20 protein-coding genes and 1 pseudogene are annotated in these 17539 nt (G+C 59.6%); 8 read left to right on the top strand and 13 right to left on the bottom strand.

The annotated features are described in order from the left end of the window. Positions 1–284 precede the first annotated feature (284 nt). A pseudogene (locus tag ACS5Q0_RS05085) lies at positions 285–484 on the top strand (transposase); the annotation flags it as partial. Positions 485–539: 55 nt separating this feature from the next. On the opposite strand, the gene ACS5Q0_RS05080 reads toward ACS5Q0_RS05085, so the two are convergent. Further along, a complete protein-coding gene (locus ACS5Q0_RS05080; protein WP_473125524.1) occupies positions 540–920 on the bottom strand; it encodes a response regulator in 381 nt (126 codons plus the stop codon). 588 nt (positions 921–1508) lie between these two features. Between ACS5Q0_RS05080 and ACS5Q0_RS05075 the strand changes: the two genes are divergently transcribed. Next, positions 1509–1760 (top strand): DUF6894 family protein, encoded by a 252-nt coding sequence (locus ACS5Q0_RS05075; RefSeq protein ID WP_473125523.1) that lies wholly within the window; start codon positions 1509–1511, stop codon positions 1758–1760. A gap of 358 nt (positions 1761–2118) precedes the next feature. Here the strand turns inward: ACS5Q0_RS05075 and ACS5Q0_RS05070 are convergent, their stop codons facing one another. Both ACS5Q0_RS05070 and ACS5Q0_RS05065 read right to left on the bottom strand, forming a co-directional pair. Next, a complete protein-coding gene (locus tag ACS5Q0_RS05070; protein WP_473125522.1) occupies positions 2119–2337 on the bottom strand; it encodes a hypothetical protein in 219 nt (72 codons plus the stop codon). 346 nt (positions 2338–2683) lie between these two features. Further along, positions 2684–3334 carry a hypothetical protein gene (locus ACS5Q0_RS05065; RefSeq protein ID WP_473125521.1) on the bottom strand — a complete coding sequence of 217 codons (651 nt, stop codon included), beginning with the start codon at positions 3332–3334 and terminating at the stop codon, positions 2684–2686. 354 nt (positions 3335–3688) lie between these two features. On the opposite strand from ACS5Q0_RS05065, the gene ACS5Q0_RS05060 reads away from it, so the two are divergent. Beyond that, positions 3689–4003 carry an integration host factor subunit alpha gene (locus ACS5Q0_RS05060; RefSeq protein WP_473125520.1) on the top strand — a complete coding sequence of 105 codons (315 nt, stop codon included), beginning with the start codon at positions 3689–3691 and terminating at the stop codon, positions 4001–4003. 168 nt (positions 4004–4171) lie between these two features. Here the strand turns inward: ACS5Q0_RS05060 and ACS5Q0_RS05055 are convergent, their stop codons facing one another. Further along, positions 4172–4732 (bottom strand): hypothetical protein, encoded by a 561-nt coding sequence (locus ACS5Q0_RS05055; RefSeq protein WP_473125519.1) that lies wholly within the window; start codon positions 4730–4732, stop codon positions 4172–4174. A gap of 365 nt (positions 4733–5097) precedes the next feature. Between ACS5Q0_RS05055 and ACS5Q0_RS05050 the strand changes: the two genes are divergently transcribed. Beyond that, a complete protein-coding gene (locus tag ACS5Q0_RS05050) occupies positions 5098–5523 on the top strand; it encodes a hypothetical protein (RefSeq protein WP_473125518.1) in 426 nt (141 codons plus the stop codon). After that, complete coding sequence (locus tag ACS5Q0_RS05045) at positions 5523–6026, top strand: helix-turn-helix domain-containing protein (protein WP_473125517.1); 504 nt, start codon at positions 5523–5525, stop codon at positions 6024–6026. Before ACS5Q0_RS05050 ends, ACS5Q0_RS05045 begins: the two co-directional genes overlap by 1 nt. A 330-nt stretch (positions 6027–6356) precedes the next feature. Here the strand turns inward: ACS5Q0_RS05045 and ACS5Q0_RS05040 are convergent, their stop codons facing one another. Further along, positions 6357–6665 carry a ComEA family DNA-binding protein gene (locus ACS5Q0_RS05040; protein WP_473125516.1) on the bottom strand — a complete coding sequence of 103 codons (309 nt, stop codon included), beginning with the start codon at positions 6663–6665 and terminating at the stop codon, positions 6357–6359. A 163-nt stretch (positions 6666–6828) separates the two neighbouring features. Here ACS5Q0_RS05040 and ACS5Q0_RS05035 point away from each other — a divergent pair, with 163 nt between their 5' ends. Then, the gene (locus ACS5Q0_RS05035) at positions 6829–7041 is read left to right on the top strand and encodes a hypothetical protein (protein ID WP_473125515.1); all 213 of its coding nucleotides are present in this window, start codon (positions 6829–6831) and stop codon (positions 7039–7041) included. A 28-nt stretch (positions 7042–7069) separates the two neighbouring features. Here ACS5Q0_RS05035 and ACS5Q0_RS05030 read toward each other — a convergent pair whose 3' ends face one another. Beyond that, positions 7070–7420: a response regulator gene (locus ACS5Q0_RS05030; RefSeq protein WP_473125514.1), complete on the bottom strand. Its 351-nt coding sequence runs from the start codon at positions 7418–7420 to the stop codon at positions 7070–7072. A gap of 746 nt (positions 7421–8166) precedes the next feature. Here ACS5Q0_RS05030 and ACS5Q0_RS05025 point away from each other — a divergent pair. After that, entirely contained in the window at positions 8167–8556 is a 390-nt protein-coding gene (locus tag ACS5Q0_RS05025; protein ID WP_473125513.1) for an ester cyclase, read from the top strand. Positions 8557–8834: 278 nt separating this feature from the next. Here ACS5Q0_RS05025 and ACS5Q0_RS05020 read toward each other — a convergent pair whose 3' ends face one another. The 7 genes from ACS5Q0_RS05020 to ACS5Q0_RS04990 form a co-directional block, all read right to left on the bottom strand. Further along, positions 8835–9551: a TadE/TadG family type IV pilus assembly protein gene (locus ACS5Q0_RS05020; RefSeq protein ID WP_473125512.1), complete on the bottom strand. Its 717-nt coding sequence runs from the start codon at positions 9549–9551 to the stop codon at positions 8835–8837. Then, positions 9526–9969 (bottom strand): TadE/TadG family type IV pilus assembly protein, encoded by a 444-nt coding sequence (locus ACS5Q0_RS05015; protein ID WP_473125511.1) that lies wholly within the window; start codon positions 9967–9969, stop codon positions 9526–9528. The genes ACS5Q0_RS05020 and ACS5Q0_RS05015 overlap by 26 nt, the downstream gene beginning before the upstream one ends. Positions 9970–9978: 9 nt before the next feature. Further along, positions 9979–11412, bottom strand: coding sequence for a TadE/TadG family type IV pilus assembly protein (locus ACS5Q0_RS05010; RefSeq protein WP_473125510.1), 1434 nt, complete (start codon positions 11410–11412; stop codon positions 9979–9981). Between the two features lie 1715 nt (positions 11413–13127). Next, positions 13128–14063 (bottom strand): hypothetical protein, encoded by a 936-nt coding sequence (locus tag ACS5Q0_RS05005; RefSeq protein WP_473125509.1) that lies wholly within the window; start codon positions 14061–14063, stop codon positions 13128–13130. Next, on the bottom strand, positions 14011–14352 hold the full coding sequence (locus tag ACS5Q0_RS05000) for a transcriptional coactivator p15/PC4 family protein (RefSeq protein ID WP_473125508.1): 342 nt from the start codon (positions 14350–14352) through the stop codon (positions 14011–14013). Before ACS5Q0_RS05000 ends, ACS5Q0_RS05005 begins: the two co-directional genes overlap by 53 nt. Before the next feature lie 78 nt (positions 14353–14430). Then, positions 14431–14637: a helix-turn-helix domain-containing protein gene (locus tag ACS5Q0_RS04995; protein WP_473125507.1), complete on the bottom strand. Its 207-nt coding sequence runs from the start codon at positions 14635–14637 to the stop codon at positions 14431–14433. Between the two features lie 623 nt (positions 14638–15260). Next, positions 15261–16457, bottom strand: a complete 1197-nt coding sequence (locus ACS5Q0_RS04990) for a tyrosine-type recombinase/integrase (protein ID WP_473125506.1) — start codon at positions 16455–16457, stop codon at positions 15261–15263. A gap of 394 nt (positions 16458–16851) precedes the next feature. On the opposite strand from ACS5Q0_RS04990, the gene rarD reads away from it, so the two are divergent. Further along, positions 16852–17466 carry an EamA family transporter RarD gene (gene rarD, locus ACS5Q0_RS04985; protein WP_473125505.1) on the top strand — a complete coding sequence of 205 codons (615 nt, stop codon included), beginning with the start codon at positions 16852–16854 and terminating at the stop codon, positions 17464–17466. The last annotated feature ends 73 nt before the right edge of the window (positions 17467–17539 follow it).

Here is a 17539-nt window from a genome sequence, read left to right as displayed (position 1 = left end):
CCTGACAGTTAGCGATATGGAAATAGTCTTAACATCCGAAGATTTGGAAATAAATATACCCCTTCGGTATTACTCAATATATATATGCTTATCCGAATTGTTTATTGGTTTTCTGGAGGGCGAATGTATTGGCAATAATTGACAATTATTTACGGCAACTCATGTCTTGATCTCTTTGCACTTAGAGGCGTTTTGCTCGTCCTGTTTTTGGGAAGGAGCCATGTTAGAGCCGCTGGTGGAGCAATGCCGTTCCAAGGGCGACACACCGCCGCAGGATCTGCGGCGGAGGTTCGAGGCCGGCGATCCTGGCCAAGGCTAAGAGGCGCCGGTGGCCTGTCCGGAGTGGATCGGCACCACCCGCAATGTCGTCGAGAGGCTCTGGGCAAGGCGCAAAGAATGGCGCGCCGTTGCAATTCGCTACGAGAGGACCACCCGATCCTTCATGGGCGTGCTCTGTCTCGCCGCCGTCTGGATCAGGCGCTGATAGGCCGTAATGGTAGGTCTGATCTCACTCACGATCAATTGCAGAGGGGGTACTGCTATGCTTGATCTGGTCGCTCGTCGAGCGCATTGCGGATCATCGAGATCACGTTATTCATCCGATAAGGCTTCGGTACAAAGCGAGCCTCGGGTGCCACTCCGCTAAAGCCGGACGGCAGTTTGCCTGAGACGACAATCACCACCATCTGCGGATACAGCGTCTTGGCCGCATGGGCCAGATCTAAGCCGTTCAACTGGCCGGGTGTCTCAACGTCAGTAAAGAGCACGCTCACGTCGTCCCGAGTGGTGAGAATAGTCATGGCATAATCAGCCGTCGAAGCCTCGATGACCTCGAAGCCCTCTTCCTCGAAAACCTCGGCAGCGAGGGCGCGGACGAGCGGCTCATCCTCGACGATGAGGACCACAGGAGGCGCAGCCATGATATCGGGCTCTGACATGGACGCGAAAGATAGGATGATTGTCCAAGGGGGCAAAGCCGAATTTTGAGGGAAGACTCCACACCGGATAGATCCTCTTGAGATGGATCGGGTCTCGGGCGTGTCATGGAAGAGACGTAACCACTGGATACGACAGCGGGATCGACGCACTTGTGCCCGAAGGCGACTTCACTCAGGCTTCTTGGGATCCGAGGTTTGCTTCGATTCTGCGGCCGTCTTACGGAGCATCCGCCTGACATGCTCTTTGACGCGCTGGCGCTCGCTGTTGGCGTCGGGCTGTTGAGGACGACCGCCGTCCTGCACCATGGAAAAGCAACTCCGGTCTCAGGATACTTACGAACGGCAGCGTAGTTAATCCAAGGCGACGGTTGCAATATGTAACAGTGCAAAGAGCACTATGCGCGCTTTGGGGTACATCGATCATTGCCGCCACCAGCTGATTGGATGCTTCACCGTTCAGCTGAAACACAAGATAAAGTTGCAGAACATTTTCTGGGTTGAAGAAAACTAACATATGTTTATCGATCTGGATCGCCTGGATTCCCGATTTGGCTGCTGTGATCGTCCCAAATGCCCTCCCGTTTCTTTTTCAATCTCAGCAATGGAAAGGACATGATCCGCGACGAGGAGGGGGTTCTGGTCACGAACATTCAGGCTGCCGTGATCTATGCCATGGAAGTTGTTCAGGAGCTGCAGGCTGAAGACCCGTTGTCGGCTGCTGAGTGGCAGGGCTGGAGGCTGGACATCACGGATGACGCCGGACACGTCATTGAGAGCCTCCCGCTCAACGATCCATACTCAGAAAGTTCCTCTCGGCATTAGCGCCGAAACTCCGGCGTAGCACAGTCTTGCGTCCACGAGCCGACAGCCTGTGCGGCTAACTCGGTTGCGTCTGCCCACCCCCTTGTGCATCCCACGCCGAGAGCAGCCACGGCACCTGTGATGCGGATAACGGCTGAGAATAAAGCTAACCCTGCACATAATCGCAGCCCAGTTCCCGAAGGTGCTCGGCTTGCCCCCCAGGGCTCGACACCATCCGCATTGACCCGGATGTTCAACTTCTGGCAACGGGCCGCGCCCATCCGGTCCTCGCGGAGGAGGGCCGGATCGCCTCTGCCAAGTCACTGCGGCCCCGCGAGAGGCTGCGGCGAGCCAGGGCCGCGCCAGACCGGGAGTGGGTCTACGCGGCGGCCCGTATGTCGTGTTGAGGAGCTTGAGTGATGGGCTCCTGCCTCTGCTCGGCCCGAGTCCGCAGGAAGGCCACAAGCAGGCCCGCCAGGAGCGTGATGAGGCTTCCACCGAACAGTGCCCCGATCAGAGCGATGAGGAAGCCGTAGGACCAGAGCGCGACGAAAGTCCCCGCACCGCCGATCACGGCGGCAACCATCAACACGATCATGAGAGCCTCATCTTCCCGTCGATCAGGATCAGGGGCCGCTGCGGATCAATCCAAACAGCAGGCCCCTTCACTGTGCAGACCCTGCCCCCAGCGGCAGCTCCTGCTTTCCCCTTGCGCCTGGCGGGTCCTCTGCGAAAGCTCGCCAGAGCCCCACCATAGCCCATGGCTGGAATAAAGCTTTATGCCAAGTGGATAATCCTAACATCTCGGCCGGAGTAATTCCTCAGAGGAAGAAAGACTGCCAGTTTCCGCTCACGCATGAATAGAAACAGACAGAATTTCATTTGAGCGTATGCGGACGAGTTGCGCAGCGGCACCACCGATTCGACATGCAACTCGCCACTTATCACTTCCTGCCTCCGTTCCCTCCGCCCCTGCCGGTATCGCTGTTGCCGCCTCTGCCGCCTCCGCCGCCCGGATTGGAAGGATCGGTACCCTTCACGTCAGTGTCGGTGTTGTCGGCGGGCTCCGAGCCATTGCCCAAGCCATTGTTGTTGCCCGGCCCGTTGCCACGACCGTTGCTGCCGCTGTCGGCCACATCGCCACCGACACTGCCCATGTTCCCGCTGCCGGTCCTGCCGCCGTTATCGGCAACCGAGCCACCAGTGCCGCGACCTGCGGAGCCGCCGCCCACAGCGCCGCCTGTTGCACTATTGCCCGTCGACCCACTGCCAAGGGTCCCTCCGCCGATTGCCGCGCCGGTACCAGGAGTTCCCTCACCAAACCGGCTGCCCGTCAGGCTCCGATTGACCGAGCCGGTGGCGAGCGCATCCTGATCACGGATATGATCCAACCGCCGCAGAGCCTGCGGGCGAATTGCGCAGCGGCACACTTCCTGGCCCGCGACAATGCGCAGGCGGCAGTTCTGATACAGAGAGGCGTTGGCGACATCCGGCACGCATTGCAGGCCGGAACGAATGGTCTGAGCAAACGATGGCGAGGAGAAGAGGGTGAGAAGGGCAGCACCGGACAAAGCGAGAGCGTGCGAACGCATCATGATTCACCTTACATAAGCAGGTATTGATGGAGGCCCGCCGCAGAAGAGCGGCCGAGGTGGCTAGATGACGCCCGACGAAAGACAAGGTTCCGGCACATTCCTAGAAAGATATTCAGAATGCGTAGGAGGCTCATCTTATGCTTAGCAAAGGATAAATCCCTCTCTGCCGGTCAAAGCTGAGCTATTGCCCGCCGATGGATGCACGCACGAGAAAGATCCCTGTGACCTTCCCGATACAGCCATATCCCGGCCAATCAGGCACTCTGCTGCCTGTCTAGGAATGGGTTGCGGCGGCCTTCCTGAGACAGCACCTCGGTTCGCGCTAGAGCGGTTTTCGTTGGCAGGAGCAGGATGATGGCGGGCCAGACCGTAACCCGAGAGGAGTTGATGGAGGCCGTGCGCCAGCAACTCGGCCTCTCCCATGCCGAGTCAGCCGAGCTTGTCCAACAGGTTCTTGCGGAGATTCGGGCGGCACTGGCAGCAGGTGAGAATGTGAAGCTGTCAGGCTTCGGCACCTTCACGGTGCGCAGAAAAGGGGAGCGGGTGGGCCGCAACTTTAAAACAGGAGTAGAGGTGCCAATTGGACCGCGGCGGGTCGTCACGTTCAATCCGTCACCAGTTCTCAAGGCTCACATCAATGGCAACAAAAACAAGCTCCATTCGGGGTAAAGCCGAACGGGACAGGGGAGCGCAACTCGCTGTGTCTGTGCCGCGCGTGATGTCTATGCAGTGATGGCCAGGGAAATTGACAGGGAGAGGCCGCCCGTCGGGTCCACACCATCAAGCAACGCAAAAGGCGGCTGCAGGATGCAGCCGCCTGTCTGTCATTTGGCCACGTCAGCGAATCCCTACGGCTCCGCCCACGCTGCCACCGGCGGCGCTCCCGACACCTCCGGCTGCGCCACCGGCGGCCCCGCCGATGTCAGCGCCAACGGAGCCTGACCCTGCAGCAGTCGCCCCGACACTGCCTCCCGTGGAACCGCCCGCGCTGGCATTGACACCCGCCGAGCCTCGGGCTCCCACGTCGGCTCCTGCCGCTCCGGCTGTATTCGCGGAGCCCGCATGGCCTCTTGCCGTACCCGATGCTCCGGCTCCTGAGCCTGCATGCACGCCTCCGGCCGCCCCGCCAGTGGCGCCGGATTTTAGCAGCTTCTGCTCCTTGGCCTGAGCGGTGGCAGCGCCGGTCGCGTTCGCCTTGGCCGCTGCGCCGCTCACCGCGGCTGGTATCCTCGTAGAGGCTTTGAGCTTTCCATCGGTCTGAGCCCCCGCCGTTACTTTGCTGGCCTCGACGCCGGTCTTCGAATGCAGTTGACCCTGCACAGCGGTTTCAGCTGCACCGGCTTGCGAACTAGCCAGCGTGACGGCAAGAAGAGCAAACGGAACAAGTGTAAGGCGCATGTGTGGTTCTCTGTTTTGGTATTGGCTAACGGATGAGCCAACCCTTCACAGGTCTGAGCGTGGACTGCCCTGTTTGAACGTTCACCAACAAAGCCATTCAGCTTGAGTACAGGTTGAGGATTAGCCTGCTGGAGCAGCTCGCATCGTCTGCAAGAGCCTAATACCCCGTTCAAGGTTCGCAAATACAACGCCCAATACAGACAAAAGCTGCGCCAACAGGACGTGGATAAACAGGAACAATGCCCTGATCTTGCTGCCGTCAATTGGGCGAGGACAGGATGCCATCGGCATGATATAGAACAAAAAGAGAACTAGGAGCAGGTCAGCCTGCCTACGCTTAGGATCGATCCGACGGAACTTACAGCATGACCGGCCTCGCATCAGGACAACCGCCCGAATACCGTCAGGAATATGCCGAGCAGGTCTGGAGGTTAGCCCGTCTCGGGGCTGAGGAGGAGGCATTCGCCCGGTTCTTTGAGGTGCCCGTCTACGTGATCTACGAATGGGAAGGAGCCCAGCCCGAGTTCGCCGACGCCCTCGCTGCTGCTCGGCTGAAGGCCAGGCGCAAGGCCGCCAGACTTAGCGCCAAGGGCGACCCGTATCCGGCCTACACCTGGGCGCTCTGGTTCTGCCACGGGACCGGACGCACGGAGCTGGCGGACATGCTGGAGGCCAAGATGACGGAGATGAAGGCCATCGGCCCGCATGCCGCAGCAGCCTTCAACGATGCGCTCTGGAACGACATCATGCTCGAACAGCCGGGACGCAATATTCCTATGAGGAGCGAGTAATGCCCGCTGGACGCCCGACCAAATACCGGCCGGACTACCACCCGGATCACGCCTACAAGCTGGCGCTCCTCAAGCATACGGACGAGGAAATCGCGGACTTCTTCGAGATCAGCGTGGACACGTTCTATGAGTGGAAGAGGAAGCATCCCAAATTTTCCGAGGCGGTCATGCGCGGCAAGCTGCCTGCCGATGGCGAGGTTGCCGTGTCTTTCCACAAGCGGGCCTGCGGCTACGAGTACGAGAGCGAGAAGGTCTTCTGCTTTCAGGGCGACGTCATCCGCGCAAAGACCATCGTGCACGTCCCGCCGGATGCGGGCGCGGCGCTGAACTGGCTGAAAAACCGGCAGCCCGGCAAGTGGCGCGACAAGCAGGTGCAGGAGCACGAGCTGCCTGAGGGTATGCCGTTCGCCGTAGTCAACCTCCGCTCGTCGACACATGGCCAGGAGCCGAAGGAAGACGACAGCTCTGACATGGTGCGACCTGCGTTACCTGGAGTTATGTAGAAACAGGCCGGTCAACCCGGCCTGATGGTCTGAAAAGGTGCTGTTCGCAGACCATTTCGCCTCGTCTCGCGCGAGGGGTCCTCTCACGACCCCAAGCTTCTCAGGTAGGTGCGGCAGCAGCGGATCCAACTCCACCCGGTTTGGTGCATCCGTTCGACTTGGTGCTCGGCCTCGGCCCGGAACCGCTGACGCCCCTCACGGAGCTGGGTCGCCTCCGCTATAGCGGCATCTGCGCGCTTGATCAGGGGTTCGTCCATAGGCGCGGTACCATTTAATGAAATTTCATGACACCTGCTCCATGGAGCGTCTTCTCGGAATTTATGCCCGCCATCACGTGTCAGGCGATTGGGGCGCGTCAGCGTTGCCTTCGCGTGCCGCTACACGGGCGAGTTCTGTTCTGATCGCTTCGGCCATCCTGGGACCAATGCCTGGGACCACCTGCTCAATATTGCCGGCTAGCGCCCTCAATTGATCGAGGGTAGCAATGTTTTCCTCTTTGAGCACTTTCCAGACGTAGACCGGCAGACGCAAACCTGAAATTGGCCCATCGGAGGTTTGAGCGTAGGGAGGGGGCACGCTGTCGTTCCCTGATCCTAACTTAGGATCATCATCGAGAGACATTTGTGGAGTGATTGCCAATCGTCTCTCCACCAGAAAGACGCTTCTCTCCCACTTTATTGCCGAGATCCGCGAGCAATTGCACCAGTTTTGAGCGACGCCTATCGTATTCTACGAATGGGCTGATCAGAAATTCAGGATCTGTTGGGGAACTCGCACCCGATCCCATGATTTATGGGCGACCATGTTTGAATTACACCCGGAACTCGCCCAGCTTGAGAAGAATATCGCCGAGACCCAGCGGCTCGTCTCCAGGCAGGTCGCCCGGATCGAGCGGATGACCGAGCAGGGTTTCGATGCCGAAACAGCCAAGGCCGTGCTGCAGGGGCTGGAGCAGGTTCTCGACTACTTTTACGCGCAGCGGGAGCGCATCCTCGACATCCTCACACGACCGTAAAAACTGTTCAAAAAGGCGCTTCTCGGGATCACGCCTCCTCAACCGAGTTGGGTCCTAAGATACCAATCACCAGAGACATCTTGTAGGGCTTCTTGACAATGACCCCTCCTGGGACGGGCTGCATCTGCTCCGTATAGCCCGTCACGTAGATGACAGGCAGTCGCGGAAAACGCTCGCGATAGGCCCTGGCCACCTTCCAGCCATCAACCTCCGGCATCCGAATGTCAGTCATAAGGGCATCGACGGTGATCCCGGTTTGCAGGAGCCTCAGAGCCTGCCCGCCATGGGCCGCCTCGATGACCTCGTAACCAGCCTCCTCCAGCTGGGTTACGGCCATCTCCCGCACAAACGGATCATCCTCAACGACCAGAACTTTCATGATGCTCCTATCCATGCTGAGCATACATGGACAGCTAGAGGATATCATCAACCGGCTCCGGTTCCGTGGCAGTGGTTTCTGGAGGTGGTCTTTGGGCGGCCGGGTGGGGTCACTCATCCCGCCTTTGTTGATCTGGATGCGGCGCAGGACTGGATCAGCCGGCATCTCCTTCCCAGCAGACTTGAGATGGCGGTTCCCTAAACGGCCTTCCGCGAAATTAGGCACGTGCGCGAGATGCTAATGTCCTACGCCACTCAATGACAGCAGCCTGTCGACGCCGTCTCACAGTCCACACGGTGATTGAGGAGATCAGCAGCAAGGCAATCGATGTGGACCAGGAGAGGATTTCAGGAGACGTCCAGATGAATTGCAAGTTTTTGAAGATGCCTTCGAGCCATTGCGCTGCATTCGAGAGATCAATCATCCTGGCCCTGATCCTGCTTGCGCCCTGAGGCAGTCTTCGCCCCCCGTCCCCAAAGCAAATCGAGGCGGTACATCCGCGCCCCGACTGCTTTGGACGTGAGTGCTGATCCCTGATCTGCATCGATCAGATAAGGCATGGTCGCCGCAGGATGGTTAACAGCCCGTTAAAGAACTCCGTCCGGCTGAGCATCCGAACGGGGGCATGGGTTTTTGAGCCTGGTACGCTACGCGGCCTGAACGCTTCGTAGTCCCGCAGGGTTAAGCAACGGTGACTGTTCTTATAATCCCGCTTATCGGAAGCTCGCATGACGTGAGAGGTAGACATGACCAGCGCCGACCTCCGGTCGATCTATCAAGCATACCTTGACTGCCTCAATGCACAGGATTGGCCCCGCCTAGGCGAGTTCGTGGATGACGAGGTGAGCCATAACGATCACACGTTCGGCGCAGCAGGGTACCGAGCGATGCTTCAGAACGATTTCCTGCAAATCCTAGACCTCCGCTTTGAAGCCGAACTGTTGGTTTGCGAGCCACCCTTCATCGCCGCCCGTCTCAAGTTCGATTGCTCGCCGAAGGGCAGCTTTCTCGATCTGCCTGTCAATGGTCGTGCCGTGTCGTTCACTGAAAACGTCTTCTATGAGTTCAAGGCGGATAGGATCAAAAGAGTCTGGTCGGTGATCGACAAGACCGCAATCGAAGCTCAGCTTTCATAGCAGATGTTACGCGAAATTGACCGGACGCCCCTGCGCTCGGCAATCCAGCTTCGGCCCGCGCGGGGCCTTTTTAGGGCCTCGGAAGATTCACAAACCGTCGTATGCCGTTCGCTGTAGTCAACTTCCGCTCGTCGACACATAGCCAGGAGCCGAAGGAAGACGATAACTCTGAGACGGTGCGGCCTGCGTTACGTGGCGTTATGGAGACGGGAGCCAATCAATCTGTGGAGTTGGTCAACCGACTTGGTTGGCACAAACTGCAAACTGGGTGTCCGCCGCTAGATGCCAGTTGAGACTGTCTCCAAGTCTTCGGTAATGAGCGTTGCGGGCGAAGGTGACACCGGCCAGCCAGCAGGGGTGCCCGTGCAAACATCTGGGGCTGGTGGCGTGAGCCATCCCATCAAACCATCCAAGAAAAAGAAATCATGCGTCATGCACCGGAGGCTGACCGTCACTGTCATCGGAAGCCCGCCGGGACGCCCTACAAAGCCAAGGCCAGTTGTTCTGTAGGTAATCTGAACGTTCTGCGGCTGAATGCGAGGAAACACCCGCTGCATCCGGTCGACGATGGTATTAAAGGCAGTTGCGTTGAGTTCGTACCCGCCAATACAGGACGCATCGGTGCAACGACTGGTGCAGCCTGCACTCGTACAGACCGTATGGATCTGCGGGCAGTAGCTTGCCTCGCTGCCTGTGGCGGTCAAACAGGGCTCGCCCATGTGGGCCAGATCCCATTTCTTCTCCAGTTTAGTAATGTACTGTAGTCCACCTTGCCCTGCGCTGGCCCTGTATTGAGCCGCCGGATCCGAGACTGCCGCGAAGCGCACGCCGACCTGGGTCGCCTTGGCAGCCGAGTTCCAGTCCCAAAGCAAATACGTCACATCAACGGTGCCAAGCGCGACGAGTGCGAGAACCGGGAATGCAACCGAGAACTCAACAAGTGATGCGCCCGCGTTATCACGCAGCAGCCTACTCAGAAATGTAACGCTCTTCATGTCTCACCGTGAAAGTGATCAGTTCTGGAAGATTGATTGCGGATAACATCGGGGTGTTGAAAGGAACCCGAGCTTCCAAATGGATGATGTTGGGAGGTGAGGTGGCCGTCAGGGTGATCGAGTTGGGATCCGACCATCCTCGAATCAGGGGGCCTCCGCTGCCATCCAACGTTCCCGTAAGAACGAGATTGCGCGCGTTCGTGAGCGCCCAGGACTGATTGACGGCTGCCGTGGGAAGCCTGGCAAGGTAACGCGCTGCACTTTTCACAGCCTTGTCAGCCGTGTGGTAGGCATAGAGTGCCCTGCCGAACTCGACACCACCGACCATCAAGGCAATTGCGAGTGGCATCACAAGCGTCACCTCAACGAGCGACGCCCCCGAGGTGCAATTCCAAAATTGTCTTAGAGAACGGATCATGGAGGGGACTCAACGGTAGAGTTGAACGATTTCGTGCAGAACCCCACTGGCGTCACCGGGCTTCACGAAATTGACGAACTCGGCGTAAAGCTCCGCACCCAGGCTCGGGGGGCTAACAGGCTCCGTCATGAACATCCTGGCGTACTTGTTCGAGCGGCGCGGCGGCGTGGCATTGCCCCTATTATTGGAGCAATCGACGATTGCGACGAAGAAGACGCGCCGATCCGGGTCAAGACTCGTCGCCGCAGCCTCACCATTATTGGCAAAGTACTTCGTCGGATACGGATTTTCCTTGGCATTTGGCATAGTCGGGAGATCGCCCGGACTAAGATGTTCCGACCCGATGGGGCTCGGGGGAAGCGGATTCCCGTCCTGATCGTACGCGAGTTCGAGGCCAAGCTCGCGCAGGTAAAGTTGGTAGCGCGTCGTCGAGGTTTTGAGGAGATCCCGGAACGCCTGGGTTTTATTGCTGTGGTGCGCGTTCAAATAGTTGTCCAGCGCCGTACCATCCTTCCAATCACCTGCGCCCTCCCAGCCAGTACTTGTTGTCGTTCTGAACAGGGTGTCGCGTGGAAGCTGGTTTTCGGCTACCTTATTGCCATTGCATGCCAAGGCTGCGTTGCCCTTCAATACATTGGGCGCGGGCGGGAATGTCTTGATCGTACTAACTTCAGGGCTGCCGCCGCTCGGGTACATGTCGAAGCGAACGTTCATCCCATCGCAAACAGAACTCACCTTATTGCCAGGAGTTACGGTATTTCCATTGCTGAAGCAGAAGTTAGGGCTTGGGGATGCGAGGTTGAGGGCAACGCGATTGCTTTGAGTGTCGTTTGGAGGATCAACAATCGCGAAATCACCATTCGCATTCGTCCCCCCACCCTGGGCCCTTAGACGGAATTGTGTGCCGACTGCTGGATTGAAGTCCGACGGTGGAGAATAGCAGATGCGAAGGGGAGTGACGTCACAGGCGGCGTAGGTTGTGCCGGCGACGGATGTTTCTCGGGCTGTATGAGACGTATCCGATGTTAGCGCAGCGATAAACCATCCTGTCAGCGTCCGGGTCGTAGTAGTGACCTCAATATAATAGGCTTCCTCCGACGAAGTGGTAACGACATCCGGGTCCAGCTTTGTGAAAAATCTCGGCTCTCCAATCTGTAATCCTCCATTGTCATCAGCCCAGCGAGGATTATTCACCAAGAGGTTCATCGCGGCATCTCGGGCGCGCTGTATGGCAGAAGCTCTTGTTGCTGTTGCCGGTTGCCCATCCAATTCTTTCGCACCTGCAAGAGCAGCGGCATCTGCCAAGTCTTTGAGTTCTGTTTGGAGTTGCCTGTATCGGCTGGCATCAATGGCAAGACCAACGAACCCGATGATGACCGGCACCATAATGGTGAAAAGGATTAATGCGGCCCCCTGGGTATCTCTGCCGAATGTTTTAAGCATCCGGCTCGTTAACGATGCAGGGAATGGCAACATGGTCTCGCGCCCCAGCGGATAATCTTCACATAGCAAAAATGAGCCGCGGTGATGCTGTCAAGCCAAGCTTCGTATCAATATCGAGGTACCCATTTGGAGATACTTGCTGCCAAACAGTGCTTGGTTACTGTAAATATAGCAGCCTAGCTTCAGATATAAGTCAATACTTACCGGGATGAGGTACGCAGTGCAGAGGACAACTTCGAAGCTCGGCCTACGCGGGAAAGTGTTTTTCATTATGTTTTATCTCTGGGGCATAGGTGGCTTTGCAGGCTGCATATATCTTGCACACATTACATCTCAGCTAGGGCAACAGGCGTTTGAAGTGGCCCCTGTAGTTACTATGCAAACCACACTCTGGATTGGCGGCGTCATCTTTCTCGGATTTTTAGTCTTGTTTTCTCCACGCGAGAGTTCCTGAAACATGAGCTAATCTATTGATTTGCGCCTTATTCAGGCAAAAGGGGGTTCTTGCCTACTGCCCACAATCGGACGTGATGCATGCCTCCTGCTCCATCCGCTCCAGTGAGGCGACTAAATCGATAAGAAAGTAAGAAAGAGAGTTATTCTCGCCGTCGCCGACCCCGGTTCCATAAAGGGCCTTCGAAATTGACCGGACGCCCCTGCGCTCGGTTGTCCAGCCTCGGCCCGCGCGGGGCCCTTTTTTAGGGCCTCGGAAAACTCACGAACCGTGGCGCTGACTGCTCATGAAACTTGGCCAGGAGCGGCCGCCACACACCGTCGCCCTGCGGCACGCGGTCAGCTTTTCGGTCGGCTGGTCGTCGCCACTGGCGCGCCTGAACAGGCTATTGATCGTGTTGATGTCGGCCAGCTCCTTGCCCTTTTTAGGGCCTGCAAAAACTCCTCGTTACTTTCGGTGAAGTGATAGATTGTTGCGACGTCTTCGCGAGAAACCCGGCGGATTGCCAGCCCCGCCATCGCCGATGACCTTCCCGCGCGTGACTGCCTCGCAAAATGCTGGTGAGCCGCTGGCTCGCCCCCTTTTTATGGTGCTCGAAAATTCCTCGGGCTTGGCGTGCCGACGCCCGAGCGGCAGGGCTCGAAAGCAAGCCGCAGAAGCCGGCCGACCTCCATGCCGCTTCAATCATTTCCGCCCGTAGCGGGGCTGGGGTAGTCTGAATCCTGGAGCGGAAGACGAGTCTAAATCCTGGATGCGATGCCGTAGGCTCGTCCGCGCAGTCATGGTCCTACAGGCCGACGGCATTCCGTGCGAGCCGTTGAATGCGAGCTGTTTAAACGGCTCCGCCACGAGCCGCGCTAGGCGCGATGCCGTGATGCCCACACCTCTCGACCCGCACCTCGCTGAAATCTTGCCAGCAAGCCTCGGCAGCGCATTGACGACCTTCCCGTGGGCCAGCGGAATCTCCTTCCGGTGGCGAGACCACCTGAAAGTCACAACACCAGCCGCCGCAAGACCTGCGGGGTATCTGCCCGCACCTCGTGCCCTCTCGCGGTATTGTCTGAGCGACTGGCCAGCATCACACAGCTCCTTCGCTGCGCTCAGTCGCGAGTGTGTGGTTTTCAGAGGAGGCAAGCGAGCGGGGAACGGGAGGGCGCGCCGGTTGGACTCTCGCTCTGTCGGCTGGCAGCCCAATGTGGCCGTAGGCCACGCCAGCGCCGACATGGCGGGTTTGGCGGACGGTACTGGCTCAAGAACCCGACTAAGCCGCTTCGGAAGCCTCAGTCACTGGCCATGGCGACCGGCCGAAATACTCCGTGTCGGACTCGTTGAGCCGCTGGAGCCAATAGCTGATATCGCGTGGCGGGACGGAGGGATCGGCAGCCCCATGTCCGAAGTCTGTCGCGCCGCTCTCTAAAGGTATATCGCAGAGCGACAGACTTCGGACATCGCCGTTCACGATCCGTGCTTTGCCCTGCTTGAGCCACCGCCCGAGCGTGCGGTCGGTGATCCCGTGCTGCTCACAAAACGCGCGGCGTCGCTCGGCTCGGGCGAGAAATTCGGACCGCAGCATGCGCCCGTCCTCTCTTCGCTGGACAGATGCCCGTTCCCAGTCGGCCTGCCGCTTTCTCGCCCGGTTGCGGGTCTCACGCTGCCGTTTACTCTCATCGATGGCCTCGATGTTCCAGCACTGGACCTCGTTCCGCTCCAGCGCCGTGAGAGCGAGAGCCTTGCCGATAGCCTTGCCGCTGATAGGGCTGTTCGGGTGTTCGTCGTGCCATGCCTGCACGTTGTGGATGAGGGGCATGAGTTCGGCTTCGTCGAACGAACCGGAGCCTGCGTCATCCAGTAGACCTGCATCCTTCAGAGCGCGGGTGAGCGTGAAGAAATCGAGACCATGCCTTGGGTCATGATCCTGCAGCCTGTTGAGCTTCTGGCGCTCTGCAAAAGAGAGTTCGGCCGAGGCGATGATTTTGGCCATGACCCAGGCGAACTGCCGCTGCGCGTGGGCATCGATCACGATGCCCTGAGCAAGCCGCCAGCGGGCAAGGCGCTGGACTTGGCGCAGGAGCACGAATGCCCGTCGCGCGCCGCCGAATTTGCGGCGGCCGGAGTTCGTGGTCCGGCTGTCGATGATTGTGGCGTTAAGGAGCGTCATCCGCCAGGAGACCCAGTGCACGGGCCTGAGCGAGGGCATCGTTCAGCGCCTCCGCCAAGGTCGGCAGGTGCTTGACCGAAAGGGTCAGGCCGCCCCCGCCTGGCTTCCGCTCGCCAGCCGTGTCGCTGTACCAGCAGCGGATGTCGACGGTGGCCTGACCGTTGAACCGGCCAAGCCGCACACGGACAGTCTCGCGGGCGTTGCGCCGCCATTCGGCAATGGTCACCGGGAGGTCAGGCAGTTGCTCGGCGCGCTGCTCATCGAGAGGAGTGAGCGAGCGGGGCCAGCCTTTGCGCAGCCTCGGGCGCGCGACAATATTTGTTTTCACGCAGATATCTCCTTGGCCCCGCCAGATGCCCCGTCTGCTGCGGGGCTTTTCTCGCACGGTTCCGCGAGAGCTGATCGGTTAGGCTTTGGCTTTGAGCAGCGGCAGGCGCTGGAGCCACTCCCGCCTGTCGCGCTCCAAGATGATGGTCCTGCGGCCAAGCTTACGTGCCTTCAATTCGCCAGCGGCGATGGCCGCGTAGACGGAGCTGCGTCCGCAGCCCGACTTTTGCGCCGTCTCCTTGATCGACAGGCCGTCGATTTCGCGGTCGTTGTCGTTGGTGCTCAACGGGTCCTCCCTGGAGGTTCCCCGCCCCGAGCGCCGAAGTGCAGAAGGCCGGATGGCCAGCGGTTCGATCCAATGGGCCGATGGAATGCTGGTCTGGACGCCTTCACTATCTCCTGGCTTTCGGGGCCGGAATGGAAAGTGAGGCATCGGCAGCTGCCGATGCGCATCCAGGGCGTCCTGGATACGTCTCCATTCTCCGACAGACGGCGGCGGCACACATCGCACAAACATGCCGCAGAGACAAAGCCGCGCATATAAATTGCATTCCGGATTTAGCGCGGACGAGAGACTCCTATCGGCCATTCTGAGGCTCTCGGGCTTGCCGCCCCTGCGCCGGGACCCCGCTGTCCAGAAACTCGACTCCAGGGCGAGAGTTTGCTCACCACCCTGGAGCGGATCAAGGCAGCCGACCAGATGGAGCGATTACGCCTTGTGACTCCGCAGTCGAGGAATGGCCGAAAACGGGCGCAGGACGAGCAAAGCTGCTTCGCCTAGAGGGAAGAACTCAGAAAAGGCACGAAGCGGCTGTGCGCGTCATTTCTGGCCATTGTTTCTGACCATTGTCCGGGCATGACGCAGGGCAAGGAACCCTTGACTAGCACGGGCCGAGATGTCCTTCGACCTTACCCCACGCGCCGGTCAAGCGGGACGACGGCTGCGCCCGTCCTCGGTTCGCAGAACCGCGCCCACGCCTCCATCAGCTTGCGACGTTTCTCCAAAGCATCGCCGCGCCGGTAGGCACGCTCGACTGCATCGCCGACGAGGTGAGCGAGAGCAGCCTCAGCGACCTCGCGCGGGAATGCGGTCCGCTCACCGGCCCAGTCACGGAAGGCGCTCCGGAAGCCATGCACCGTCGCGTCCACCTTCATCCGGCGCAGCACCATCTCCAGCGCCATGCCAGACAGAGGCCGATTGCGCTTCAGGCCCGGAAAGACAAACTCGTTGATTCTGTCCCGCTCCAGGTCGCGCAGGATTTCGACTGCTCGTTCGGGGAGCGGAACCCTGTGCGTGCGGCCTGCCTTCATGCGCGCGGCGGGCACAGTCCATATCCGCGCCTCCAGATCGAACTCGCTCCAACAGGCTCCTAGCACCTCGCCGGAGCGGGCAGCGGTCAGAATGGCAAACTCCAGAGCACGGGGAGCAACACCCTCGCGCTCCCGCAGGGCGTTCATGAAGGCGGGCACCGCATCGAAGGGCATCGCCTTGTGATGGCCTCGTGTGAGCTTCTGCCGGCCGGGCAGGAGGGCATCCAGATGCCCTCGCCAGCGAGCTGGGTTCTCGCCGGACCTCTGCCCGCAAGCGCGGGCAAAGTCGAGAACCCGCTCGATCCGGCCTCGCAGGCGCGACGCCGTTTCAGGCTTGGTTGTCCAGAGGGGCTGAAGAACTTTGAGGACGTCCCCTGTTTCTATCACGGCGACTGATTTGGACCGGAGCGGCTCGCAGTAGACTGTCAGCGTCATCGTCCACTGAGCGCGGTGCTTCTCGTTGCGCCAAGAACTGGACATGCTGTCAATGAATGCATTGGCCGCCTCGCCAAAAGTCATCACCTTCGGCCGGTCCCGCACGCTGATCGGATCGAGGCCATCGACGAGCTTCTGCCGGGCATCGGCCGCTCTCTGGCGGGCTTTCGCGAGCGGGACATCGCGTAGCGATCCGAGGCCCATCTCGCGGCGTTTTCCGGCGACCTTCCACATGAAGACCCAGGAGCGGGCACCGTTGGCAGAGATGCTGAGATAGAGCCCTCCGCCATCCGAGTGCCGCCCTGGCTTCGCCAGCGTTGCGACCTCTCTGGCGCTGAGCTTGTGAAGCTGCTTGGACATCGCTCGGCCCTCCGCTTCCCCACCGGGTTCCCCACCCGATGAGCTGGATTCTAGCGGACGCGCTCGGACGCGGGAAGACGTATCATGCTAGGAATGCTGATCTTATTGCCGCGCCCGTAGACATCAGTGGACGTGGAGGAACTATGGTTCGGCGGACTCCGTCTCCGCCATTTTACTATTCTAAATAATTGAGATTCAAGGCGTTTTCGCCTTTCGGCACCCCGTCGGCGACCCTGCCATGGGTGCGCCTGCTGTGGCGGTGGTCCCACGCCGTGCGCACCAGGGTCAGAGCGATCCGGAAAGCGTAACTGTGGTACGTGCGACTATCCCTGCGGGCCGAATCCGGCTACGACCCAGGCGGCGGCCCCATCGTATTCATTCTGTGCAGCACCCCATGAAACACCAGGACAAGACTGCGCCGGCTTCGGCCCGGCCCGAGGCGGGAGCCGCGGGGACCGGGATTCTTTACGCGCTCGCCGCTTTCTTCACGTGGGGTCTGGTCGTCCCACTGCACTTCAAACTTCTCTCGTCCGTACCGCCCCTCCAGATCCTCGCATACCGAATCGTATGGGCCACGCTGTTCGCGCTCGGGCTGATCGCCTTTCGCAGGCAGTTAGGGCAACTCATCGAAGTTCTGGCTTTCAGTCGCAGGCTTGGGCTGCTGTGTCTGTCCGCCGCTCTGATCGGCATGAACTGGCTGGTCTACATTTGGGCCGTGAACAGCGGGCACCTCGTCCAGACAAGCCTGGGATATTTCATCAACCCGCTGATCAATGTCGCGCTGGGCGTTCTCGTCCTGAGAGAGCGTCTTCACCCGGCGCAGATCATTGCCTGCGGGCTCGCCGGCGCGGGTGTGGTGTTGCTTGCGGTGTCGTCGGGCGAGATCCCGTGGGTCGCGTTGACGCTGGCTTTCAGCTTCGGCTTCTACAGTCTCGTGCGAAAGACCGTGCAGGTCGGGCCGCTAGTCCTTTGCCACAGGGGAGCTGCGGGATGGTTCGAGGGGGTGTAAACTGAGCGGATCTGAGGGAGGGCTCTCCCATGCTCAAGCGCTATCTTGTCGATCTCACCCGCCGCGAGCGCAC

This window comes from Microvirga sp. HS2 (assembly GCF_055792805.1).
This window is presented reverse-complemented; position numbering and strand designations above follow the sequence as displayed.